This is a genomic window from Xanthomonas bonasiae (assembly GCF_017163705.1).
Classification (GTDB): domain Bacteria; phylum Pseudomonadota; class Gammaproteobacteria; order Xanthomonadales; family Xanthomonadaceae; genus Xanthomonas_A; species Xanthomonas_A bonasiae.
In genome coordinates, this window is record NZ_JAFIWB010000013.1 from 100,968 (window position 1) to 122,829 (window position 21,862).

Annotated in this window: 20 protein-coding genes; 10 read left to right on the forward strand and 10 right to left on the reverse strand. The window is 64.4% G+C overall.

The genetic code is table 11. The features are described from left to right. Positions 1–6: 6 nt before the first annotated feature. The 3 genes from JR064_RS12900 to JR064_RS12910 all read left to right on the forward strand — a co-directional run bounded on the left by JR064_RS12900 (position 7) and on the right by JR064_RS12910 (position 2,984). Positions 7–1,671 carry an XVIPCD domain-containing protein gene (locus JR064_RS12900; protein WP_338123888.1) on the forward strand — a complete coding sequence of 555 codons (1,665 nt, stop codon included), beginning with the start codon at positions 7–9 and terminating at the stop codon, positions 1,669–1,671. A gap of 67 nt (positions 1,672–1,738) precedes the next feature. Beyond that, complete coding sequence (locus JR064_RS12905) at positions 1,739–2,002, forward strand: hypothetical protein (protein WP_185820752.1); 264 nt, start codon at positions 1,739–1,741, stop codon at positions 2,000–2,002. 91 nt (positions 2,003–2,093) lie between these two features. Then, the gene (locus tag JR064_RS12910; protein WP_206229979.1) at positions 2,094–2,984 is read left to right on the forward strand and encodes a restriction endonuclease; all 891 of its coding nucleotides are present in this window, start codon (positions 2,094–2,096) and stop codon (positions 2,982–2,984) included. Between the two features lie 174 nt (positions 2,985–3,158). On the opposite strand, the gene JR064_RS12915 is transcribed toward JR064_RS12910, so the two are convergent. The 4 genes from JR064_RS12915 to JR064_RS12930 are packed head-to-tail and all read right to left on the reverse strand — an operon-like array spanning position 3,159 to position 9,995. After that, entirely contained in the window at positions 3,159–4,628 is a 1,470-nt protein-coding gene (locus tag JR064_RS12915) for a class I SAM-dependent DNA methyltransferase (protein WP_206229962.1), read from the reverse strand. Further along, on the reverse strand, positions 4,628–5,674 hold the full coding sequence (locus JR064_RS12920) for a virulence RhuM family protein (protein WP_206229963.1): 1,047 nt from the start codon (positions 5,672–5,674) through the stop codon (positions 4,628–4,630). Before JR064_RS12920 ends, JR064_RS12915 begins: the two co-directional genes overlap by 1 nt. Beyond that, positions 5,671–7,218, reverse strand: a complete 1,548-nt coding sequence (locus JR064_RS12925) for a restriction endonuclease subunit S (RefSeq protein ID WP_206229964.1) — start codon at positions 7,216–7,218, stop codon at positions 5,671–5,673. Before JR064_RS12925 ends, JR064_RS12920 begins: the two co-directional genes overlap by 4 nt. Then, positions 7,215–9,995: a type I restriction endonuclease subunit R gene (locus JR064_RS12930; protein ID WP_206229965.1), complete on the reverse strand. Its 2,781-nt coding sequence runs from the start codon at positions 9,993–9,995 to the stop codon at positions 7,215–7,217. Before JR064_RS12930 ends, JR064_RS12925 begins: the two co-directional genes overlap by 4 nt. A 562-nt stretch (positions 9,996–10,557) precedes the next feature. Here JR064_RS12930 and JR064_RS12935 point away from each other — a divergent pair. Together JR064_RS12935 and JR064_RS12945 are read left to right on the forward strand one after the other, a co-directional pair. After that, positions 10,558–10,872 carry an XAC0095 family protein gene (locus tag JR064_RS12935; protein WP_241093028.1) on the forward strand — a complete coding sequence of 105 codons (315 nt, stop codon included), beginning with the start codon at positions 10,558–10,560 and terminating at the stop codon, positions 10,870–10,872. 375 nt (positions 10,873–11,247) lie between these two features. Continuing rightward, on the forward strand, positions 11,248–12,456 hold the full coding sequence (locus tag JR064_RS12945) for a hypothetical protein (RefSeq protein WP_206229966.1): 1,209 nt from the start codon (positions 11,248–11,250) through the stop codon (positions 12,454–12,456). Here JR064_RS12945 and JR064_RS12950 read toward each other — a convergent pair. From JR064_RS12950 to JR064_RS12965, 4 genes are all read right to left on the reverse strand, one after another. After that, positions 12,449–13,081: a hypothetical protein gene (locus JR064_RS12950; RefSeq protein ID WP_241093029.1), complete on the reverse strand. Its 633-nt coding sequence runs from the start codon at positions 13,079–13,081 to the stop codon at positions 12,449–12,451. The two genes, JR064_RS12945 and JR064_RS12950, sit on opposite strands and share 8 nt — an antisense overlap. A 27-nt stretch (positions 13,082–13,108) precedes the next feature. After that, a complete protein-coding gene (locus JR064_RS12955) occupies positions 13,109–13,468 on the reverse strand; it encodes a hypothetical protein (protein ID WP_338123889.1) in 360 nt (119 codons plus the stop codon). A gap of 205 nt (positions 13,469–13,673) precedes the next feature. Then, positions 13,674–14,441 (reverse strand): LytR/AlgR family response regulator transcription factor, encoded by a 768-nt coding sequence (locus tag JR064_RS12960; RefSeq protein ID WP_206229967.1) that lies wholly within the window; start codon positions 14,439–14,441, stop codon positions 13,674–13,676. Next, entirely contained in the window at positions 14,438–15,538 is a 1,101-nt protein-coding gene (locus JR064_RS12965; RefSeq protein WP_206229968.1) for a sensor histidine kinase, read from the reverse strand. The genes JR064_RS12960 and JR064_RS12965 overlap by 4 nt, the downstream gene beginning before the upstream one ends. Positions 15,539–15,747: 209 nt before the next feature. Here JR064_RS12965 and JR064_RS12970 point away from each other — a divergent pair, with 209 nt between their 5' ends. Continuing rightward, complete coding sequence (locus JR064_RS12970; RefSeq protein ID WP_206229969.1) at positions 15,748–16,131, forward strand: hypothetical protein; 384 nt, start codon at positions 15,748–15,750, stop codon at positions 16,129–16,131. A gap of 214 nt (positions 16,132–16,345) precedes the next feature. On the opposite strand, the gene JR064_RS12975 is transcribed toward JR064_RS12970, so the two are convergent. After that, a complete protein-coding gene (locus JR064_RS12975) occupies positions 16,346–16,654 on the reverse strand; it encodes a hypothetical protein (protein WP_241093031.1) in 309 nt (102 codons plus the stop codon). Positions 16,655–16,837: 183 nt separating this feature from the next. Here JR064_RS12975 and JR064_RS12980 point away from each other — a divergent pair, with 183 nt between their 5' ends. Together JR064_RS12980 and JR064_RS12985 are read left to right on the forward strand one after the other, a co-directional pair. Continuing rightward, positions 16,838–17,422 carry an alpha-ketoglutarate-dependent dioxygenase AlkB family protein gene (locus JR064_RS12980; protein WP_206229970.1) on the forward strand — a complete coding sequence of 195 codons (585 nt, stop codon included), beginning with the start codon at positions 16,838–16,840 and terminating at the stop codon, positions 17,420–17,422. A gap of 67 nt (positions 17,423–17,489) precedes the next feature. Continuing rightward, positions 17,490–18,140 (forward strand): HD domain-containing protein, encoded by a 651-nt coding sequence (locus JR064_RS12985; protein WP_206229971.1) that lies wholly within the window; start codon positions 17,490–17,492, stop codon positions 18,138–18,140. Between the two features lie 268 nt (positions 18,141–18,408). Here JR064_RS12985 and JR064_RS12990 read toward each other — a convergent pair whose 3' ends face one another. Beyond that, entirely contained in the window at positions 18,409–18,939 is a 531-nt protein-coding gene (locus tag JR064_RS12990) for a DUF1993 domain-containing protein (RefSeq protein WP_206229972.1), read from the reverse strand. Positions 18,940–19,438: 499 nt separating this feature from the next. Between JR064_RS12990 and JR064_RS12995 the strand changes: the two genes are divergently transcribed. Together JR064_RS12995 and JR064_RS13000 are read left to right on the forward strand one after the other, a co-directional pair. Beyond that, positions 19,439–21,145 carry an FAD-dependent oxidoreductase gene (locus tag JR064_RS12995; RefSeq protein ID WP_206229973.1) on the forward strand — a complete coding sequence of 569 codons (1,707 nt, stop codon included), beginning with the start codon at positions 19,439–19,441 and terminating at the stop codon, positions 21,143–21,145. After that, positions 21,142–21,447, forward strand: coding sequence for a UBP-type zinc finger domain-containing protein (locus tag JR064_RS13000; RefSeq protein WP_179570728.1), 306 nt, complete (start codon positions 21,142–21,144; stop codon positions 21,445–21,447). Before JR064_RS12995 ends, JR064_RS13000 begins: the two co-directional genes overlap by 4 nt. Positions 21,448–21,862 lie beyond the last annotated feature (415 nt).

The window sequence follows — 21,862 nt, forward strand, 5'->3', positions numbered from 1 at the left end:
GCAATGATGGCTCGGGTAGTAGAATTCAATATCAGGGAGCGCGCAGACGAAGTCGCTGCGCTGTTCAACGCCAATCGTCCCGCTGAGGCGCTGGCACTGCTGGAGCGGCAGCGGCAAGGGCAGCCGGAGGTGGTGCAGGAAAGCCTGGATCGCTATGTCGGCACCAGTGCCGAGCGCAGTCTTGCGGGCTATAGTGCAGCGCCTCCTAGCCCCAATGCGGGAGAGGTGTTGCAGCGCCTGCAAAATGCCAGAACGAGCGAGCCGCGTTTCCCCGCGCATGCCGAGATTGCGACGCTCTCCGACGGTCAAAAGTACGACGTCTATGCCAGCATCGCGCAGACGCGTGGAAATGCAGCAGCCGATCAGGCGCTGGCGACGCCGGGGCAGAGAGTCATCCTGGGCCTGCGGCAAGAAAACTCGACGTTCGACACCATGCAGGATGCCGCTCATCCCGCGCAGCGGCGCGCAGACAATCCAGCCACGCCACGTGATGAGTCGCGTGGTGGCGGCGGAATCTACAACGACCGTCTGGTCGTATTGTGGAAAGATGCCAACGGCACGCCGCACGTGGTCGAATCCGATCGGGCCAACACCGAGCCCACCGCACAGTACGATCACCACGCCGGCAGTACCGGCAACCGTCCGTTTGCCGACGGTGGGCGAGAAACCCGCAGGTTGGATCCATCCCCGGGTTTCGAGGACATTGCGCGGCCCAGGAAGATCGAGGGCGACGATGTAAACGCAGACGGCATTCGCGACCTGGGACGCCTGCGTGACGGCACGGTCGAGATGCAGATGGCGCAACATCCCAATCCCATAGCGGGCGGGGCACTGGAAGACGCGCTTAGGCCGAGCCAAGCCGCCATCGCGGCAGGGCGTGGCATGGTGCAGCGCGACAGCAACGCCGATGGCTGGTTCGATCGGGCCGACGTCAACGGCGTGCAAGACCTCAACGACACGTTCAAGATCCACCGCGGATCGCGCGGCAGCACCGATTCGGCTGGTTGCCAGACGATACATGCGGACGACTACGACACGTTCATGCAAGCCGTTCAGGGCAATCCTGCGCAGACGCGGTGGCAATATGTGCTGACCAGCACGACGCCAGGTCCGGTGAGGGAGCAGCAGCGCGACCATGGACACCAGCAGGAAGGCGCCAGGCCAGGACCGGCCCAGCAGGACGGGAGAGGGCCGCCGGAACACCATCGCCCCGAGGGCCGGCCCGCAGCGCCGCCGCACGGCGGGCAGCCCCGGGCGGAGATCGAGCCGGCACAGCAGGCAGCGCCGCACCCGTTGCACGCCCAGGCAAGCACCCTGGTCGGGCAATTGGATGCGCGCTTGGGCAGGGCCAGCGACGAACACAGCGAGCGCATGAGCGCCAGCCTCGCGCACCTGGCAAAGGAGTACGGGTTGGAGCGCATCGACCATGTGCTGCTGAGCGAGCAGACGCCGCGTGCCGCGGCGGGGGCAACCGTGTTCGTCGTGCAGGGCGAGCCGAGCAACCCGGCGCATCTGCGTGCCGACATGCCGACCGAGGTGGCGGTCAATACGCCAGTGGAACAGTCATTGGCCCAACTGCAAGCGCTCGATGCGCGCTCGCTGGCACAGAGCCAGGCGCAGGACCAAGCGCTGGCGCAAGAGCAGGGAGCCAAGCAACGCGGGATGGGTTGATGCGCCAGGGGGCTGGTTTCGGTGGGATCGAAGTGCGTAGCGCTGTCTGCCGATGCTGGCGAGCACGATGACGTCGCCTTCCCAGCCACGGCGCAGGCACGATCCCGCGGTTTGCGGAGTGCCTGAGTCGGTGTCGCATGAAGGCGAAGCTGTCTCCGGCTTCGCCGAGCAGTCCGTGCTTGGCGAGATGTCGCCGCGTCAGGGGCAGGAAGCGTTCGTCGCGCGTGGCTTGGCGTCCCGCGCCAAGGCCCGCCGATCGGGCGTCTATGTCGAGGCAAAGGATGTGTTGGCGGCGCTGCAGTCCCGGTTGGACTTGGCGCGTAAGGGCTAAACCCGGGAGTCTGGCGGTAAGCCCCAGCGTGAAGGCGGCTATCATTGAGCATGCGTCCCGCACCCCAGACACCGGAGACATGGAAAAGCCGATGGCCAACATCACCAAGCGCCGCAAGGGCGAGCTGATTCGCATGCTGTTCCAGATCCTGAAGGCGCAGCCGGAGGGAATGCGGGCCAGCGAAGCGCTGGAGATATTGGCGAAGCAGGCCACGTTGACCGAGTACGAGGAAGGGAACTACGAGACCGGTGGCCGCCGCTTCGAGAAGATCGTGCGGTTCAGCACCGTGGCGCCGGTGAAGGCCGGTTGGCTGGTCAAGGACAAGGGCATCTGGACGCTGACGCCCGAGGGCGAAGCCGCCCTGCAGGCCTATCCTGAGCCGGAGCAGTTCAATCGCGCGGTCGGCCAGCTCTACAAGAAGTGGAAGAGCGCCCAGCCCGACCCCCTTGAAGGCGAAGAGGGCGAGGAAGAGATCGGCGAGGGCTCGGCCACCATCACCCTGGAAGAAGCCGAGGAGATGGCGTGGAGCGAGATCGAGGCCTATCTGGCAGCGATGCCGCCCTACGATTTCCAGGAACTGGTCGGCTCGCTGCTGAAGGCGATGGGCTATCACGTGGCCTGGATCGCCCCGCCCGGCAAGGACGGCGGCACCGACATCATCGCTTACAACGACCCGCTCGGCACCCGCCCACCGCGCATCAAGGTGCAGGTCAAGCGCAACGCCAACTCCCCGCGCATCGACGTGAGGGACCTGCGCAGCTTCATGGCCGTGCTAGGCGAGGGCGACGTGGGCCTGTTCGTGGCCCTGTCCGGCTTCACCAAGGATGCGGACTACGAGGCGCGGCAGTCGCATCGCCGCATCAACCTGATCGATGCGCGCAAGCTGCTGGGGTTGTGGACCGCGCACTACGCACAGCTCGACGACGTCGCCCGTACCCGCATGCCGCTTAAGCCGGTTTGGTTCCTTGCTGGGGACGAGTGAGTGGCTGGCTCTGCCAGGCGACTTGTTTGCATCCAGACCTGCGTCAAACTGTGCGTCGAATGCTTGCCTTGGATTGAGTCTTGGTTGATGGCGCCTAAGGGCTGAGTTCCAGATAACAGCAACAACGCAAAAGGCTCCGCGAAAACGGAGCTTTTTTATACCAGCTGTCGATAACTACTCGGAGCTTGATCGAGGGAGTGCCGCACTGACTTCACGGAAAGACAGTAGTGCCGCTTCCAGGTGGTCAATGATCTCAAGTGCCAGCACATCCGGTGGTGGCAGATCATCAAGGTTGTCTAAGCTGTCGTCTTTCAACCAGAAAATGTCCAGGCTGGCCTTGTCGCGCTTGGTCAGCGTTTCATAGTCGAAGTACTTGAATCGCTCTGATTCCTTGCGCGCATGCCGGTTGGCAGGGTTGTAGCAGTCGACGAAATCTTGAAGGTCCTCGCGTTTGAGTTGGCGCGTCTTCAAGGTGAAATGCTTGTTGGTGCGCAGGTCATAGATCCATACGCCCTTGGTATGAACCTTACCGTCCTTGCGCTTGTTGTCGAAGAACAGTACGTTCGCCTTGACGCCCTGCGCATAGAAAATTCCGGTTGGTAGGCGCAGCAAGGTGTGCACGTCGCAGCTCTGCAGCAGCTTCCGGCGGATCTTCTCGCCGGCCCCGCCTTCGAACAGGACGTTGTCCGGCAGCACCACCGCTGCTTGCCCCGTCGCCTTGAGCATCGAAACAATGTGCTGCAGGAAATTCAGCTGTTTGTTGGACGTGGTCTGCCAGAAGTCCTGCCGCTCGTACGTCAAAGCATCACGATCTTCCTCACCATCTTCGTTGGTGATCGTCATGCTGCTCTTTTTGCCGAATGGCGGATTAGCCAAAACATAATCGAATAGCTGCGAAGGCTCGCTCACCAATGCATCGGAGCGCTCAACAGAGGGAGTCCCTTCCAACTCGCCGATGTTGTGCAGGAACAGATTCATCAGGCACATGCGACGTGTGCTGGGCACGATCTCGTTGCCATGGAAGGTCTCGTGTCTCAGGAATTTCGCTTGTGATGGGTTCAGGCGGCTGCCCGGACGTGTCAGCCACTCGTGGACACCAAGGAAGAAGCCGCCCGTTCCACAGGCCGGATCCGCAACGGTCTTCTTGGGCTCGGGCTGCACGCACTCCACCATCGCCTGGATCAGCGGGCGCGGCGTGAAGTACTGGCCGGCGCCGCTCTTGGTGTCTTCGGCGTTCTTCTGCAGCAAGCCTTCGTACAGCTCGCCCTTGACGTCGATGTCCAGGCTCAGCCACTCCTGCGCATCGATCATCTGTACCAAGCGCGCCAGCTTGGCTGGGTCCTGGATTTTGTTCTGGGCCTTGAAGAAAATGGCGCCCAGCATCCCGGGTTCATCGCCTAGCTTGTGCAGCACCTTGATGTAGTGCGCCTCCAGCGGCTCACCGGTCAGTTTCCTCAGGCTGTTCCAGTTGCAGCTACGCGGGATGTGAGTGCCCCGGCTGTGGGGCGGAAGCGAGTATTCGTGGGCGAGTTTCAGGAATAGCAGATAAGTCAGCTGTTCCAGGTAATCGCCATAGCCAACGCCGTCATCGCGCAGCGTGTGACAGAAATTCCAGAGCTTCTGGACCAGGGTATTGCTGTTCATCACTTCGCCTTGCCTTTATTTTTTTTGCCTGGAAGCAGCTTGGCTGCTTCGGATTCAAGTTGTGCCAAGTCGGCGGCGGCCTCCTGCTCGGCGGCAAGCCGCTCTGCATCGCGCCGGCGGCTATCGAAAGCGGAGAATCGTTCGCCGATGACCGATTCCATCTGGTCGTGGGAGATCTGGCCCGCATTACTCAGGATCGCGCGCTCGTCGAATGCCAAGAAACGATCAGTCTGTGCAATCCAGTCCGCCATGCGGGTTTCCATGCGGCGTAGCGCACGGTCCTCGGCAAAGTCCAGGAACCGCGTCACCAGTCGGTTGAGCTGATCCAGCTCGTCGGCGTGCAGGTAGTTCTTGGACACCATGGCGTCGGCTTTGCGGATGCGCGGAGTCGGCCAATTGGTCAGGCCCATGTTCTCCGCCTCGGCATTGGCGCGGCTCACGATCAGGTCGGCGGCCGTCTTGCCGGTGATGGCAAAGACCAGCTTGTTCTGGATGGTGGCAAAGAAGGTCTTGGCCATCTGCGCCGTGCCGTCGTAATCGCTGCTGCTTTCCTTGAATAGGTCGCGCAGCTTCTGGTAGAAGCGCTTCTCCGAGCTGCGGATATCGCGGATTCGCGCCAACAGTTCCTCGAAGTAATCGACCCGTTCGGCGTCCTTCAAACGGGCGTCGTTCATAGCGAAACCCTTGACGAGGTACTCGGCCAGCACCGTGCTGGCCCAGCGTCGGAACTGGGCGCCGCGCGGAGAGCGTACCCGATAGCCCACTGCCAGGATCATCTCCAGGCGGTAGGTCTGAACCGCCCGGCTGACCTGTCGCTTGCCCTCGATTTGAACTGTCAAGGATTCCTTGACAGTTGCCTCGGCGGTCAACTCCCCCTCGTCTAGCACGTTGCGGATATGCAGGCTGACGTTCTGCTTGGTGGTGTCGAACAGCTCGGCAATCTGGGCCTGATTCAGCCACACGGTGCCGTCTACTGCCCGTAGCTGGATATCAGCCTGGCCGTCCTCTGTGCGATACAGGATCAGTTCGCCCTGGCTGTCACTCATGTGCGCTCCTTGGTCTTTCGCGCATTCTTAGTTACGCGCTTCGCACCGGTTGCGACACGCTCGGCGCGGATGCGTTCTAGTAGCACGCTGGCGGGTTCATCGTTCGGGTCCTGGGGGACGAGCTGGCCGGTGAATGCGGCTTTGAGGATATTTTTTCGTTGGGCGGCAGATTGCCTTATTCCGTGCTCAAGCATCTTTTGAAGCGCATCGTACCTAATAAGCTGCTCAACGAGCCGATCGCGGATTTCGGTTTGCTCCTCTAACGGAGGAAGAGGCAGCGTTAGCGACTTGATGATCTGTAAATTCAGATTTGGCTGAACTCCGCCAGATGCTTTTTTTCGCATTGCTTCGTAAGCATCAAGCAAGAAGGTTTTAACGTGGGTACGAATAGCTTCCGAGCAGCCTTCCAGAACCAATGAGGCTATTGCCTGATTAATGGTGGCCGGGAAGGATAGTTCCGAGCACTTGCCGCGTGTTTTACCTTCGCCATACATAGCAATAAGTAGTGATTTTGCTGGATACAGTTCCAAGCGGCACTCTTTCATCGCTAGCGGAGTTACATATTCCAGCGCCTCAGAAATGATTTCATCGTTTAGCGCTCCGCTCGTTATCCAAGGCACTGTGCCGCCGTCGAAATATTGGGGATTGGAGCGCAGCGGCGTAACGCCAGTGCCAACTTGAGCGATCTGATCGACGGTTGCCCATGTCCATTCTTCGGGTAGCGCGGGCAAGTCACTGATGTTAGGCACGACAGGTTCGGGATACTTTCCTTTCCAGTCCTTCGACGGCATCTTTCCTTGTTCGGCGAACTTGGCGAGCTGTCTGGTTTCCCAGCGGGCGCGGCGTTCGGTGAGGATGCGTTGCAGTAGCTCCGCGCCTGTCTTCTGCGGTTCGCCACTTTGCGCGCGCGCAGCACGCCAGTCAGCGGTGAGGGTGCCTTCCACGGCAGCCTTCAGCAGCGATTGGCGATACCGTACTAGCTTGCGCTGCGCTGCCTTCAACTCAGCCACGCCCGCATCGAGGTCGGATAGCAGCTCTTCGAGCTTTTCGATGATCCGATCCTGCTCCACCGAAGGCGCTAAAATTAGGGGTAAAGCAGCAAGCGAAGGCCCTTCGATGCTGGCTACTGTGGTTCCGTCCTTGGAGCAATGATCAAGAATCTCCCGTTCACGGTAAATAAGTTGCAATGCTAGATAGCGCGCATTGATTCCTCTTGCAGGTAAAAATGCTCGCATATCTTGGTTAATGGTTACGGGAACTTGATTGATGGCGACTGGGAGGGTTCGCGAAAGAATCCCGGAGCGCACGACCAACAAGACACTATCTTTCGGAATGAGCGTCAGGTGTTCTAGTGCTTTGGTTGTGACGTTGTCCTCACTGCCTGAAATAAGAAAAAGTTTCATGTCCTTAGGCGATACCCAAGGTACGGTTCCTTCAGTCCAATAAGAAGGATCAGCTTTTGAGGGCGTTCCTCCTCCAGAAGAAGATGCAATATCCATGATGGTCGCGACCGACCACCCTTCCGGAACAACAGCACCGTTCAAGCCACCAACTCCTCATTCATTTCATCAAGCAGCCCATCGAGCTGCTCACCAAACACATTCCACGCCTTCTGCAGACCACCCTTGCCAGCCAGCTGTGCGTAGTCGAAAGCTTCGCGGCTGATCGCACAGCTGGACGCGATATGGTCCTTGATCAAGCGCAGCCATTCGGTCTGCTCTGCCGTGAAGGACGTGGTGCGGCGCGCATTGTGCCGGAAAATCCATGCTTGGAAGCGCTTGTCAACGCTGTTGGCGTACGGGCTCAGTTCATCATCCAGGCCGAGCGCAAAGCGCACAAGCGAAACAAGATCCGTAAGCTGGCGGGGCGTATTGGCGCCCGTGACCTTGCTGGCCTGCACGCGGGCATAAGCCGACCACAACCGATCGGTGGTCAGCATCAGCGGCGGGCGCTCCAGGGCTTCGTGCAGTTCCTCGATCATGGCGAAAGTGAGTGGCCGGCGCTGGTAGGGCTGGGCGTAGAAGAAGCCCAGCGCGGCGATCTCATCCTTGTGCTGTTGCAGGTAGTCCTGGAAGGCCTGGACGGTCGTCTTTGCCTGGGCTTCGGCCTGTTTGCTGTAGCCGCTAAAGGTGATCTCATCCAGGTTGATATGGTCGATCAGCTGTTCGCGCTCACGGCGTGCCGACTCAATCTCATCGCGCAGCGCTGGATCGTCGAAGGGGCGACAGGCGACGGCGATGCGTTTGGTGCGAGCGGCGTCCAGTTCTTCGGGAGTGATCGTCTCTTCGCTGCGGGTGATGCCCGCTGCCTGTGCCGCACCCAGCGCGTCGGCCAGGACCAGGTCCGGGTTTGCCGCGCTCACCAGGCCACGGGCCAGTTCGGACAGGCTGGCACCCTTGGCGGTCTGCTTGATGCGGGCCAGCGCCTTGTCATCCAACTGCTTGTTCAGGCGTATGAGCCGATTGCCAAGGCTAAGCACGGTGTCCTCGTCCTGGCCGCCAACGGCGATGCTCTTGAGCAGCTGGTCCAGGCTGACGCCGGGCTTCTTCTCCAGCGGGCGGGTTTCCGTCTTCAGCGACTTCTCCACGCCCACCGCGTCGATCAGGACGAAGCGGGTCTTGGCGCTGTCCACGCTGTTGCTGACTTTCTTGAGCGATTCCATGTCCAGGCTGCGCACACCGCGCCCCTTCATCTGCTCGTAGTAGCCCTTGCTGCGGACATCGCGCATGAACAATAAGACTTCCAATGGCTTCACATCGGTACCGGTGGCGATCATGTCCACGGTGACGGCGATGCGCGGGTGGTAGTCATTGCGGAAATTGGACAGGACAGTATCGGGATCTTCATCGGCTTTGTAGGTCACCTTCTTGCAGAAGGCGTTGCCCTGGCCGTAGACCTCCCGGACAGCCTTGATGATGTCGTCGGCGTGGCTGTCGGTCTTGGCGAAGATCAGCGTCTTGGGGACTTCCTTGCGGTTGGGGAAGATGCTGGTCTCTACTGCGGACTTCATTGTCTGAACGACCTTGCGGATCTGGCTGGTGTTGACCACCGAGCGGTCGAGCTCCTTGCCGGTGTAGGCCACGTCTTCATCGGTTTCGGCCCAGCGCTTCTTGCGGGTCTCGCGATGGCGGTGGTCCACCCACTGTTTGGCTTTGAGCTCGGCGCCGGCCTTGGTGATCTTGGTGTCTATCTCGTAGACGTCGTAACCGACATTGACGCCGTCCACGACGGACTGCTCGTAGCTGTACTCGGCCACGATGTTTTCGTTGAAAAACCCGAAGGTGCGCTTGTCCGGGGTGGCCGTCAGGCCGATCAGGAAGGCATCGTAGTAATCCAGTACCTGCTTCCACAGGTTGTAAATGCTGCGATGGCATTCGTCGATGACGATGAAGTCGAAGGTCTCGATGGGGACGGCGGCGTTATACGCGACCGGCCTGGGCTGTTTGATCGCCGAGGGCAGTTCAGCCATCGAGACGTCCTCAGCCGATTCGTCGATGGGCTGTCCGGACAGGATGGAATACATGCGCTGGATGGTGCTGATGCACACCTGGGCATGGGGGTCGATCTGGCTGCTCGTCAGGCGCTGGACGTTGTACAGCTCGGTGAATTTGCGGCCGTCATCGGGCGGCGTATAGGCCATGAATTCCTGATGTGCCTGTTTGCCCAGATTGCGCGTGTCCACCAGGAACAGGATACGCCTGGCCCCGCCAAACTTGAGCAGGCGGTAGACCGAGGTGATGGCGGTGAAGGTCTTGCCTGCGCCGGTTGCCATGTGGACCAGTGCGCGCGGCCTGTTCTGAGCCAAGGAGCGCTCCAGCCCCGTGACCGCGCTGACTTGGCAGTCGCGAAGGTTTTCCTCGGGCAAGGCCGGCATGCGCTCGGCGAGCCGGTGGCGCAGGGTGTCGGCTTCGGCTGCCCAATCCGCAAGGGTCTGGGGCTGGAAGAAGTGGAACAGCTCGCGCGCACGGGGATGGGGATCGCGTCCGTCCGTGAAGTGGATGATCTGGCCGGTGCTTTCGTACAGGAAGCGCAGAGGCTCTTTGCTCTTGCGCCATTTCAGGGTGGCATTGGCATAGCGCTCGGTCTGGGCTTCATGCATGGTGAGGTTTTCACCAGCTTCATCACGTTTGGCTTCGATGACGCCGACCGACTCGCGGTCAACAAACAGGACGTAGTCTGCCGGGCCGCTATCGGTGGGGTACTCGCGGACCGCGACGCCTCTGCCAGCCCCAAGGTTGACCTGCTTGGCGTCCTGAACCATCCAGCCCGCCGCTTCCAGCTTGCCGTCGATGAGCTGCCTTGCCTTGATTTCTGGCGTCATGCCGTTCCCCCGATTGGCCAAGTCTTTGGTAAAGGGGATTGTATGGGCTGGATGGGGTGGGCGGATGCCTGTAGAACTAGATCCGGAGGCATGGGTGTTCACTGATGCGCTATGGCCTGCGCGTCTTCCGTTTCGGTCCTAGGTTCTTGGTCTTCCCATTTGCAGGCTTGATGCCCCGCGTACTGAAGCACCGAGCCAAGATGTGCTGCCTTGCGGCATATCGCTGCCGCTTGGATCAGCGGCGAGGCAAGGCTGACTTGCGCTGACTTCCTGTGAGAATCGAGCTCGACCCAACCTCTTGACGCGTCGCACTGGTGGTAGCAAAATTACTAAACGGAGCCTAGAAACTCCGCACACAGCGGTACCCACCTCCGACAAACTGGTGGGTTTTTTGTGCCTGCATGCTTTCCGCAGGTGCAACCGACGCAACGTCTGTGTCGGGAGGGCGGTGAATACAAGACCCGCAAGGGGAATAAGCCCGCCGGCTGTGTGCGGTTTCTAGCCTCCCGACTTCCCGTCCGCCATTGCGGCGGACGGCCACTTCATGGAAGGAGAGGCGACGATGTCGGAGTACAGAACGGACGATCTTGAAATGGCGGGCTATTTTCTGCCCGAAGACAGCCAGTTCCGGCTGGTGCGGCTGAGCGAGTTCATCAAGTTCCTCGCAAGACTAGCAGAGCCGCGCAGCGTGGCCGAAGAGCGCGAGGCCGCCCCGAAGGTGCGTGCGGGCGAGCTGGCGGTGTGCATGGAACTGCTCGCGGAGCAGCTGGACATGGTGCTGCGCGAGGTTTCGTGGCCGGCGCAGCGTCAGTTTCCGCTCTCGGGCCAGGATCTTGGCGGTGACCCCATGGCCGCTTCGACACGGGGGAGGGAGTGAGATGGCCACTCCATCCTTTGCCTTCGGCCTGACCCTGGAGCAGGTGGACGCACTCGATCACCTGATGCGGACGATCGCTATGGCGATGTGATCGCCGCGGGCAGTGCTGCCAATTTTGATCACCGGACCTTGCCTGCGCTTGGCGAAGCGATCTATGACGCGGCGCATGCGGTGCGCGGCGTCCTTGATGAGGTGATCAAGCAGAGGCTTTGAGGAACGCGGCGCAATAGTGCGTTTGGCCTAGCTGCTGCGTGTGGCGTGCCGATCCGGCCGGTTGGCACGCGGTCCCAAGAAAGTGTCTGCCCCCGTGCGGCGGAGCTTGCGTATGCTTGGCCCCAGCAAGGAATCAGTGCGGCCAAGCGCCAAGGAACCACGATGCAGCAGAGCGAGGAGGCCGCCGCTGGCGGCGGTGAGGTGGGCGAGCGGTCGGAAAAGCGCAACACACCGGCCGTGCCGCTGTGGAGCATGTTGCGGCAGACGTTCGGGGTGGACCTGAAATGGCTGGTGCCGTGTTGGGGCGGAGGCATGGTGCTGGCGCACTTCCTGCGCATCGGCTACGTGCCGTCGCTGTCGCTCGGCGATCTTGGCGTGGTGTTGAGCGCCGTGGCGCTGTTCGGCGCGATCGCGCTGCTAGGTTTCCTGGCGGTGCTTGCGTTGCCGGCGTGGGTGATAGGGTTGCTGGTCGATCAGCATCTGCTGGTTGTCCCACTGCGGCCGAAACAGGACGATGCACCGCGTAAGGGGCTGAAGTCTTACTACCGCCGCGCACAGCTTGCATTGGGTCGGCGGAGGGAGCGTGTCTTCGGTAGCCTATGGCTGTTCGCGGGAGCAGCCCTGCTTAGCGCTATGTACTACGCTTTTTTGCTGCTTTGCGAGCACTGGGGATTCGTTCGGTTCGCGGCATATGGAGTTGTTTTCGGTTTTGGCCTTGGTGCGCTTGCTCTGGCGCTATTGACTGTGGTCTGGGACGTGGATCGAGTGCGGCGGTACTGGCCGGTACTGCGTAGGCCTCGCGGCACCCTTTCGTTGATGCTGCTGGTGTACTTGGCATTCTGGCCGCTCGCTGCATTTGCCGTGGGTTATGTGGCACCTCCGACTAAAGGATCAGACTGGTTCTATCTTGCAGTTGTAGTATTCATCGTCGTGTTTTTGCATTGGCTGGTGTATGCAACGCATCGTGTGCACTTTTCCAAACGCTTTCGCGTTCTAGGTGCAGCGGTACTGATGGTTTTGGCATACAGCGGCGCGCTGCTTGGCACAGTAGACGTCACCGTGCGCAAGCTCGGCATCGGCATGCTGCCGAGCGTGCAGTTGCAATTGACGGAGCAGGGCTGCCAGATCGTCAAAGCCGCCTGGCCGGAAGCGCGCTGCGAGCGAGCGCAACCTGCGTCGAACGTGTATGTACTGCCGTCGGTCGATGTGCTGACCCGGTTGGGGTCGGATTTCTATGTGGCGCCGCCTGGTGGGCTCAGCGATGAGCACAAGCCGCGCTTCTTGATTCCTGCCAGTCAGGTGCTGAGTTGGAGCAGGGTCGAGGTGGTCAAAAAGACAGCCGCCCCGGCCGCCGCTCCATCCGTCAAGTGATCGATTGCCCGTCTGCGAGCAGACGTTTGGTTCTGACAGGAAGGTCGCATGTGGTCACTTCGACCCGCTGCCGATCCTGCGCCGCCCGCTCGCGATAACACAGCGCCTCGATACGCTCGCGCGGCAACATGCAATTTCCGATGCCCGGTTGCAGCCTGCGGGAGAAACTTGGTACCGGCACACCCATCAGTTCGCCAAAAGTGCGAAAGGCGGAGTTGCTGTTGATGGTGGCGCCGAGCAGCTTGAAGCCGTAGTTGGGGTAGTCCAGGTCCTGGGCGTTGAGTTCGGTCATGGCGCGTAGCGCCGCGTGCCAGCGCGCCAGGATTTCGTGCTTGTCGCCGCTGGCGGCGGTGCGTGCCGGCTGGCCGTCGCGCAGGTAGCTGGTGCGGTCGGGCTGGGCGCCGATGGCTTTTGCGTAATCGGCGTCGTGCGGGTAGTGCCAGGCGCGCAGCGCGTGTCTGCGTGCGTCGGTGCCAATCGGGATCGGCGTGCCGGTGTGCCGGTCGGTGGCCAGGCCGTGCAGTTCGGCCAGGGCGTTGCCGCGCTCGTCGCGCAGCACCCAGTAGGCGTGGCCGGCGATGCCGGCAATGCAGAGCAAGCGTGCTTCGATCGAATGGTCGCGCATGGGGCTCTTCTTTCCGTCTGATCGAGACTAGCGCGGTGGAGCGGCGATGCAGCTGCCCAGCGCGGTCTTGAGGTCCTGCATCGCCTGAGCCACGCCCAGGTCGGCGAAGTAGGCGCCGGCGCCCTTGAGGGCGATCCTGGCCTGGCCGGCGCCTTGCGCGCGCTCGATGCGCATGCGGAAGCCGCTGCGGTTGGCGTCTTCGAAGTTGCCCGATTCCAGCACGCCGTTGGCGGCGTCCTTGCGCGTGACCTTGGGCCAGGAACTGCTGGTCTCGGACAATTGGGCGATGCTGGTCTCGGCGCAGTCGAACAGGCGCTGGGTCGGCAGGTCGGCGTGGATGGTCAGGACGTCGGAGGCCATCGGGGTCTTGGGTGCGGCGTCGGCCACGTTGCATGCGCCTGCGGCAAACAAGAGGCCTGCGATCTGCACGACGGCGCGCCACGGCTTCATGTGCTTCTCCTAGGATGTCCTGCGCGTGGCACTGCGGTGGCGCGGCGCGAAGCGAGACGCCCAATGTAATTGGGTGGACCGCGCGTGTCGATCCAGCCGGTTTGCACCGCTGGCGCAGGCTTCTATCGCCTACCGCGCTCGCTCATTCCCCACTGCCGTTGGTCACCAACCGCAGAAACACCTCATGCTGGTACCGGCTCATGCGCAGCTGCTGGCCGTTGTCCATGGTCACCACGTGGTGGCCGTTGAACCAGGGGTGGATGGCCTTGACCCGGCGCACGTTGATGATCGCCGAGCGGTGCACGCGGGCGAAGTGGCGCGGGTCCAGGCGCGCGCCGAGGGCGGCCATAGTCTCGCGCAGTTCGTGCACGGCGCCGGCCACGTGGAGTTGCACGGTGTTGCGGTTGGCCTTGATCCAGACGATGTCGTCCACGGCGACGAATACCACGTGTTCGTCCACGCGCACGGCGATGCGCTGCAGGTAGGCGTCGCGCTGGCGCAGTGCGTCCAGCGCCTGCAGCAGGTGGGCGGGGTTGTTGCCGGCGCCGCCCAGTCGCGCCTTGGCGCGTTGCAGGGTGGCGGCGAAGCGCTCGCGGCTGAAGGGCTTGACCAGGTAGTCCAGCGCATTGGCTTCGAAGGCGCGCACGGCGTACTGCTCGTAGGCGGTGACGAACACGGTGGCGGGCATGCGCTCGGCGCCGATCTGCGCGACCACGTCCATGCCGGTCATTTCCGGCATCTGGATGTCCAGGAACACCAGGTCCGGCGAGTGTTCGCGGATCGCCGCCACCGCGGCGGCGCCGTCGCCGCATTCGCCGAGCAGGGCGATGTCGGCGTGTTCGCGCAGCAGGCGCACGATGGCGTGGCGGGCGATCGGTTCGTCGTCGATGACCAGTGCGGCGATGCTCATGCGGGCACGTGCTCCGGCGCGCCTTCGGCGTCTTCCAGTTCGCGGAACGGCATGCGGATGCGGCACGCCACGCCTTGCGGCCAGATCATGTCCAGGCGGATCTCGGCGGCGTCGCCATACAGTTCCTGCAGCCGCAGCCGCGTGTTGGACAGGCCGATGCCGTGGCCTGCGTTGCCGCTGCCGTCGCCCAGCGTGCTGTTGCGGTTGCGCACTTCGATGCGCAGCTGGCCATCTTCGCGCCGGCTCTCGATCTCCACGCAGTCGGCGCCGGCATGGCGGCCGATGCCGTGCTGGATGGCGTTCTCCACGATCGGTTGCAGCAGCAGGCTCGGCACCGCGCAGTCCAGGGTGGCCGGATCGATGTACAGGCGCGTAGTCAGGCGGTCGCCGAAGCGCTTGCGTTGGATGCCCAGGTACAGGTCGAGCAGGGTGAGTTCGTGGCGCAAGGTGATTTCCTGGCCGTCGAATTCCTCCAGCAGCGCGCGCAGCAGTTCGCTCAGGCGCAGCAGCATGTCCTCGGCCGAGGCGACGTCGTCGTCGAGCAGGGTCACGATGGCATGCAGGGTGTTGAACAGGAAGTGCGGCTGCAGTTGGGTCTTCAGCGCCTGCAGCCGCGATTGCGCCAGTTCGGTGGCCAGGCGGCCGGCTTCCAGTTCGCGGCGGTCGCTCTCGCTGCGGTAGTGCAGCGCCTGCTGGATCGCCAGCAGGCCCCAGTAGGTCAGCAGGCCGATCGCGAAGTGCTTGCCGATGAACTGCCCGAGCTGGTCGAAGAATGCGCCCGGCGAGACGACTGCGCCGATGAACATCGCTAGCGCGGTGACGCCGATGCTGGCCAGCAGCTGCCGTCCCAGCGAACGCAGCTGCAGCGGCGTGGGGATCGGGTAGCGCTCGCCCAGGCGGAACACCAGCGGTGCCAGCGCGGCCCAGGTGTACCACTGGATCATCGACCAGCGCAGGTAGTCGCCGAGCTGCCAGCTGTGGCCGTTGTTGACGGCGTCGTAGAGATAGCCCTGCACGGTGAACGCCACGACGACGGCCGTCCACAGGGTCAGGTATCGGGTCAGGCTGATTTCCGTGGAACCCAGGCGGATCTTCATCTGGCGATGCTCGAACGGGATGCGCCGATGCTAAGCGCGGTGGTGCGCGCTGAGAAGCGCGGCGATCGATGGCGACGATTGGTCACGCCGGTACGACGATTCGTCCCGGATCGCTGGGCGCGGGGCAGGGCAGGCGCGCCAGATATGCGCACCGCTGCCGCTGCGCGATACGCGCCGGGCGGTATCCCTTCCTGCCGGAGATTCCCGCCATGCCTCCATTGTCTACCGCCTGCCTTGCCATCGCGTTGCTCACCGCAGCCGCCACCGCCCATGCGCAGGACGCGAGCCGCACGCACTACGTCATGCTGGTCAACCGCGCCCACGACAGCGTGACCGCGCTGGCAGTCGCCGACCCCGGCAGCAGCACGTTTCGGGATGTGGCGTTGGATCCGCTGCGCGGCGGTGGCGACTCGGCCACCGTCGGCGTCCACGGTGCCGGCTGCCGCTACGACCTGCGTTTCGCGTTCGACGATGGCCGCACCCTGGTCTATCAGGATCTGGACGTGTGCCGCTACAGCCTGGTGCGGATCATGCCGCTGCCGCGCGATGGCGTGGGCGCCGCCACGCAATTCACGGTGTCGATGGCGCGCTAGAGGTCATGCATGAGTGTGCTGCGGCGGCGGCCGCTTTGCGGAGATTGCGTGATGGCGGCTCGGGATGGCCAGACGCGATTTGAATGGCCGGTGCCCTTTGTGCGCCCGAGCAGGCAGGGCATCCGAGCACCATGCTGGGAGCGTGGAGGGGGCGCGTTCGGGCGCTCCTGCATGCTGCTGCAGGGAGGCAGCAGCGCGCCGTCGTCGCAATCGGTTAGCGCCGCGCGCGCCGCCAGGCGATCAATGCGGCGACCGCCGCGACTGCGGCAATCGTGCCGACTGCGGCCACCCTGGTCGCCAACTGCACACGTTCCGCGCGTCGGCGCAGGTCGCCATCGGCGCCGCCTGCGGACAGGGGCGACTGGAACACCTCGCTGCGGTTGGTCGATGCGCCGCGTGCGCGGAGCGCTGCGGCCGGTGCCTGCGCGCCGCTGTTGCCGGAGGCATCGGCGCCATGGGCGCTGTGGAGGGGCGTGGCGGCTGCTGTGGTCATGCTTTCCGTCGTCCTGCGCGCTGCTGTCATGCGGGCGTATCGCCTGTGCTGTGGTGTAGGGACATTTTGCATGCTCCCAAGCGGAACGTTAACGCAGCGCGGGCGAAAAGTAAGAATTCCCATCGCGAGCTGCGACATTTGGCCGCGTCGCAGCCGCTGATCCGTTCAGATGCTGGAATGGTGCCTCCTTCGCCGCGCCCCCATCTTGTGCCCATGGACCTGTTCGCCCAGCCCGACGACGCGCCGCATTGCCTGGTGCCCGATGCCGAGGGCGGTATCCGCTATTGGCCGCAACTGCTCGATCCGGAGCAGGCGCAGGCGTGGTTCGCCGCCTTGCGCGACGGCGCGCAGTGGCAACAGCTGCGCCGGCCGATGTACGACCGGGTGGTGGATGTGCCGCGGCTGGTGGCGGCGTACGGGCTGCACGAGCTGCCCGAAGCGCTGCCGTTGCGCGCGCTGCATGCGGCGGTGCAGGCGCGGCTGCCGGCGCCGTACACCGATGTGGGCCTGAACCTGTACCGCGACGGCCGCGACAGCGTGGCGATGCATCACGACAAGCTGCATACGCTGCTGGCGCCGCACCCGATCGCGCTGGTGTCGCTGGGCGCGCCGCGGCGCATGAACCTTCGCGCCACCGCCGGCGAGCGCAGGACCATCGGCGTGGAGCTGGCGCCGGGCAGCCTGCTGGCGATGAGTCATGCGTCGCAGCTCACCCACGAACACGGCATCCCCAAGACCGCCAGGCCGGTGGCGCCGCGAATGAGCGTGGTGTTCCGGGTACGGCCGCCGTCGGGCTGAACCGTTCGCGCCGCTACGGCGTGCGGATTCCGCAATAATGCGGGTCTGCCCTCGTCAGGAAGACCGCATGACCGCTCTCACCGAACTCTATGCGCGTGCCGTGGACTACGCGCGCATCGCCCACGCCGGCCAATTCCGCAAGGGCGGCACGGTGCCGTATTTCAGCCATGTGCTGGGGGTCTCGACGCTGGTGCTGGAGGCCGGCGGCAATGAAGACCAGGCGATCGCGGCGTTGCTGCACGATGTGGTCGAGGACTGCGGCGCGGGTCATGAGGCGGTGATCCGCGCGCAGTTCGGCGATGCGGTGGCGGCGATCGTGATGGGCTGCACCGACGCCAGCGCCGAGCACAAGGCGGCGCAGGAAGACGTGCCGGCCAGGCGCCGCGACTGGCGCACCCGCAAGCAGGCGTATCTGGCGCATCTGCGCGAGGCGCCGGATGCGGTGTTGTTGGTGTCGGCCTGCGACAAGCTTTACAACGCGCGCAGCATCGTCGCGGATCTGGAAGACCCCGCGGTGGGCACCGAGGTGTTCGCGCGTTTCACTGCCGGCCGCGAGGGGACGTTGTGGTACTACGCCGCGCTGCATGCGGTGTTCGCCGAACGCGGCGTGGCGGTGCTGCGGCCGTTCGCGGCGACGGTGGTGCGGATGCATGCGTTGGCGGGCGTGGCGTTTGCGGCGGACGATGCTGGTGCGTTTGCGGTGCCTTCGTTGGCCTAATCGCCTGGCGCCGACAGGCGCGGCCTCCGACGCTGACAGGTACAGCCTCGTTTGCTCGGATCAGCGAGTCGCTTTCGCGCCGCACCCTCACCCCAACCCCTCTCCCGAGGGGAGAGGGGCTCAAGCGCTGCGGCTGTTCCTTCTCCCGTCGGGAGAAGGTGCCCCGCAGGGGCGGATGAGGGTACGGGCGGAGCCTCGTGCGCCTGGATCCGCGAGTCGCTTTCGCGCCGTACCCTCACCCCAACCCCTCTCCCGACGGGAGAGGGGCTTATGCGCGCTCGGTTTCTGCCGTGTCGAACGGTCCCAGGTAGTCGAGCTTGCCCACCGCCACGCCTTGCTGGCGCAGGATCGCGTGCGCGGTGGCGACATGGAAGAAGAAGTTCGGCAGGGCGAAGGTCAGCAGGTAGTCGCTGCCGTTGAAGTCGGCCTTCAGTTTGCCGGCGCTCAGCGACACCGCGCGGTCCTGCGCTCCATCCAGGGCGGCAGCCTCCACGCTGTGCAGGAAGCGCTGGGTGGCGGCGATGCGTTCGCGCAGCTGTGCCAGGGTGGTTTCGTCGTCCGCCATCTTCGGCGGCACGATGTCGCTGAGGCGGCCGATGGTGTTCTTCGCGGTGTCCGAGGCGCGCTGGATCTGCGCGGCGAAGCCGAACATGTCCGGCGCCAGGCGTGCGTCGACCAGCGTCTCCGGATCCAGGCCCTGGTCCTGCGCATGGCGCTCGGCCATGTCGACGTAGTGCTGCAGCACGTCCAGGCCACGCAGGAACACCGGGACGGTAAGGCGGTACATCGAGACGGACATGGGCGGTTTCCTTGAGGACGATAGGGGCGGGACGGACGCCGAAGACGGCGCAGCACGCACTGGATGGGGGATTGCGGATCGAACACAAGGGCCGCCATCGCGGCCGCCAGGTGCGGCGCGCGCCATACCTGCGCGTACTGGCTGCGCGATGGGGGTGCTGCGTCGCGACGAAAGATCGTCGTGTGCGGTGATTGCGAGGCGTCGTCCGTAGCCCCATCCGGCCCTGCGGGCCATCCTCCCCCAAAAGGGGGCCATGGCCCCGGCGGGAGAAGGAACAGCCGCAGCGCCTTGGCCCCTCGCCACTCGGGAGAGGGGTTGGGGTGAGGGTACGGGCGCGAAGCGCCTCGCCGACCGAGTGTGCGAGACGCGCCCCTTCGCCCTCGCCGAGAACGTAACCGCGCCGCTGCCGCGCACGCGCCTCTTCCCAGAATGGGTGATTGCCCGCCGCGCCCACGCGTCGCATGCTGTGCGTTGTCGCCCGCTGCCCACAAGGATGCCGATGAGCCTGGCCGATACCCGTCGCCATCAGATGTTCCCGGTGCTCGAGCCGGCGCAGGTGGAGACCGCGCGCCGCTTCGCCAGCGGTGCGCCGCGCACGTTCGCGCCGGGCGAGGAAGTCTTCGCCGTCGGCGACCATCCGGCGCCGGTGTGGCTGGTGCTGCAGGGCACGATCGCGGTGGTGCGCCGTGATGGACTGGGCCACGAGAAGCCGGTCACCGAGCATGGCGCCGGGCAGTTCACCGGCGAGGTCAGCCAGTTGGCCGGCCGTGCGTCGCTGGCCGGCGGGCGTGCCGGAGCGCAGGGCTGCGTGGCGGTGCCGTTCGATGCGGCGCATCTGCGCTCGCTGATGATCAGTTCGGCCGACGTCGGCGAGATCGTGATGCGTGCGTTGATCCTGCGCCGGGTCGGACTGATCGAAGGCGATACCGCCGGCTCGGTGCTGATCGGCGAGCCGGGCGAGGCACGCTTGACCCGCCTGCAGGGCTTCCTGACCCGCAACGGCTATCCCAACACGTTCCTGGATGCGGCCGACGATGACGAGGGCCGCGCGCTGGTCGAGCGCCTAGGTATCCATCACAATGAACTGCCGTTGATGGTCTGCCCCAGCGGCACGGTGCTGCGCCGCCCCAGCGAGGCCGAGGCCGCGCATTGCCTGGGCATGACCCCGGAGCTGGATCCGCAGAAACGCTACGACGTGGCCATCGTCGGTGCCGGCCCGGCCGGCCTGGCGACCGCGGTGTATGCCGCGTCCGAAGGGCTGTCGGTGCTGGTGCTGGACCAGCGCGCGATCGGCGGCCAGGCCGGCGCGTCGGCGCGGATCGAGAATTACCTGGGGTTTCCCACCGGCATCTCCGGCCAGGCGCTGGCCGGGCGCGCCTACAACCAGGCGCTGAAGTTCGGCGCCGAACTGGCGTTGCCGCTGGAAGTGGCGCAACTGCATTGCGACGCGGCCACCGCCGAGGACTGCAGCGCCGCGCCGCTGCAGTTGCAGATGCGCGACGGCCTGCGCGTGCAGGCGCGCACCGTGGTGATCGCCTCGGGCGCGCGCTACCGGCGCCCGGACATCGCCAACCTGGCCGCGTTCGAGGGCAATGGCGTGTCGTACTGGGCTTCGCCGGTGGAAGCGCGGCTGTGCGAAGGCGAGGAGGTGGCCCTGGTCGGCGGCGGCAATTCCGCGGGCCAGGCGGTGGTGTTCCTGGCGCCGAAGGTGAAGCGCCTGCACCTGATCGTGCGCGGCGCCGGGCTGGAGGCGTCGATGTCGCGCTACCTGATCGAGCGCATCGCCGCGTTGCCGAACGTGGAATTGCATACCGGCACCGAGGTGGTCTCGCTGCAGGGCGATGCCGCGCAGCGCCTGGAGAGCGCGGAGTTCCGCGATCGCGCCAGCGGCGCCACGCATCGCTGCGCCTTGCACCATTTGTTCCTGTTCGTCGGCGCCGATCCCAACAGCGCCTGGGTGGACGGCTGCGTGCAGCTGGACCACGCCGGCTTCGTCGTCACCGGCGCCGACCCCATGGCGGGCCAGGTGCCTGCGCTGCCGTTGGAGACCGACCGGCCGGGCGTGTTCGCGATCGGCGACGTGCGCGCCGGGTCGGTCAAGCGCGTGGCCGCGGCCGTCGGCGAGGGCGCGGCGGTGGTCGCGCAGATCCATCAGTTCCTGGCGCGGCGCAGTGCGCCCGCCCCCATCGAGAGGGCCAGCCCATGAGTGCGCGTTGTTCCCACCTTTCCACCATCGTCGAGGTCACGCCGAGCGCGCGCGGCTGCGAGGAATGCCTGAAGATCGGCAGCCCCTGGGTGCACCTGCGCCTGTGCCGCAGCTGCGGCCATGTCGGTTGCTGCGACGATTCGCCCAATCGCCACGCGACCAAGCATTTCCACCAGACCGCGCACCCGATCATCGAAGGCTACGATCCGCCCGAAGGCTGGGGCTGGTGCTATGTGGACGACACCGAAGTGGAACTGCCGGACCAGACGCCGCAGCTGGGGCCGATTCCGCGCTACGTGTAGCGGAAGGGGGCAGCGTCGGGACTGAAGTCCCTTCCACAGTGCACCCGGCCAGCTCGCCGCAAGTCCCCTGTAGGAGCGGCTTCAGCCGCGACAGGCAGCGTGGATGTCGACAATCCCGGTCGGGGCTGAAGCCCCTCCTACAGTGCACCCAGCCGAATTGCCGCAAGTCCCTGTGGGAGCGACTTCAGTCGCGACGAGCGAAGCGGTGCACTCGACGGCTGCGGACAGCGTCGGGACTGAAGTCCCTCCCACAGCGCGCCCAGCCAGTTCGCCGCAAGTCCCTGTAGGAGCGGCTTCAGCCGCGACAGGCCGCATGAAGTGCCGACAAATCCCGGTCGGGGCTGAAGCCCCTCCTACAGTGCACCCAGCCGGCTCGCCGCAAGTCCCTGTAGGAGCGGCTTCAGCCGCGACAGGC

Excerpts from the sequence above, each read along its gene's own strand:
- JR064_RS12900 (WP_338123888.1), top strand. The coding sequence starts at position 7 with ATGGCTCGGGTAGTAGAATTCAATATCAGGGAGCGCGCAGACGAAGTC.
- JR064_RS12905 (WP_185820752.1), top strand. The coding sequence starts at position 1,739 with ATGACGTCGCCTTCCCAGCCACGGCGCAGGCACGATCCCGCGGTTTGC.
- JR064_RS12910 (WP_206229979.1), top strand. The coding sequence starts at position 2,094 with ATGGCCAACATCACCAAGCGCCGCAAGGGCGAGCTGATTCGCATGCTG.
- JR064_RS12915 (WP_206229962.1), bottom strand. The coding sequence starts at position 4,628 with ATGAACAGCAATACCCTGGTCCAGAAGCTCTGGAATTTCTGTCACACG.
- JR064_RS12920 (WP_206229963.1), bottom strand. The coding sequence starts at position 5,674 with ATGAGTGACAGCCAGGGCGAACTGATCCTGTATCGCACAGAGGACGGC.
- JR064_RS12930 (WP_206229965.1), bottom strand. The coding sequence starts at position 9,995 with ATGACGCCAGAAATCAAGGCAAGGCAGCTCATCGACGGCAAGCTGGAA.
- JR064_RS12935 (WP_241093028.1), top strand. The coding sequence starts at position 10,558 with ATGTCGGAGTACAGAACGGACGATCTTGAAATGGCGGGCTATTTTCTG.
- JR064_RS12945 (WP_206229966.1), top strand. The coding sequence starts at position 11,248 with ATGCAGCAGAGCGAGGAGGCCGCCGCTGGCGGCGGTGAGGTGGGCGAG.
- JR064_RS12950 (WP_241093029.1), bottom strand. The coding sequence starts at position 13,081 with ATGCGCGACCATTCGATCGAAGCACGCTTGCTCTGCATTGCCGGCATC.
- JR064_RS12960 (WP_206229967.1), bottom strand. The coding sequence starts at position 14,441 with ATGAGCATCGCCGCACTGGTCATCGACGACGAACCGATCGCCCGCCAC.
- JR064_RS12965 (WP_206229968.1), bottom strand. The coding sequence starts at position 15,538 with ATGAAGATCCGCCTGGGTTCCACGGAAATCAGCCTGACCCGATACCTG.
- JR064_RS12970 (WP_206229969.1), top strand. The coding sequence starts at position 15,748 with ATGCCTCCATTGTCTACCGCCTGCCTTGCCATCGCGTTGCTCACCGCA.
- JR064_RS12975 (WP_241093031.1), bottom strand. The coding sequence starts at position 16,654 with ATGACAGCAGCGCGCAGGACGACGGAAAGCATGACCACAGCAGCCGCC.
- JR064_RS12980 (WP_206229970.1), top strand. The coding sequence starts at position 16,838 with ATGGACCTGTTCGCCCAGCCCGACGACGCGCCGCATTGCCTGGTGCCC.
- JR064_RS12985 (WP_206229971.1), top strand. The coding sequence starts at position 17,490 with ATGACCGCTCTCACCGAACTCTATGCGCGTGCCGTGGACTACGCGCGC.
- JR064_RS12990 (WP_206229972.1), bottom strand. The coding sequence starts at position 18,939 with ATGTCCGTCTCGATGTACCGCCTTACCGTCCCGGTGTTCCTGCGTGGC.
- JR064_RS12995 (WP_206229973.1), top strand. The coding sequence starts at position 19,439 with ATGAGCCTGGCCGATACCCGTCGCCATCAGATGTTCCCGGTGCTCGAG.
- JR064_RS13000 (WP_179570728.1), top strand. The coding sequence starts at position 21,142 with ATGAGTGCGCGTTGTTCCCACCTTTCCACCATCGTCGAGGTCACGCCG.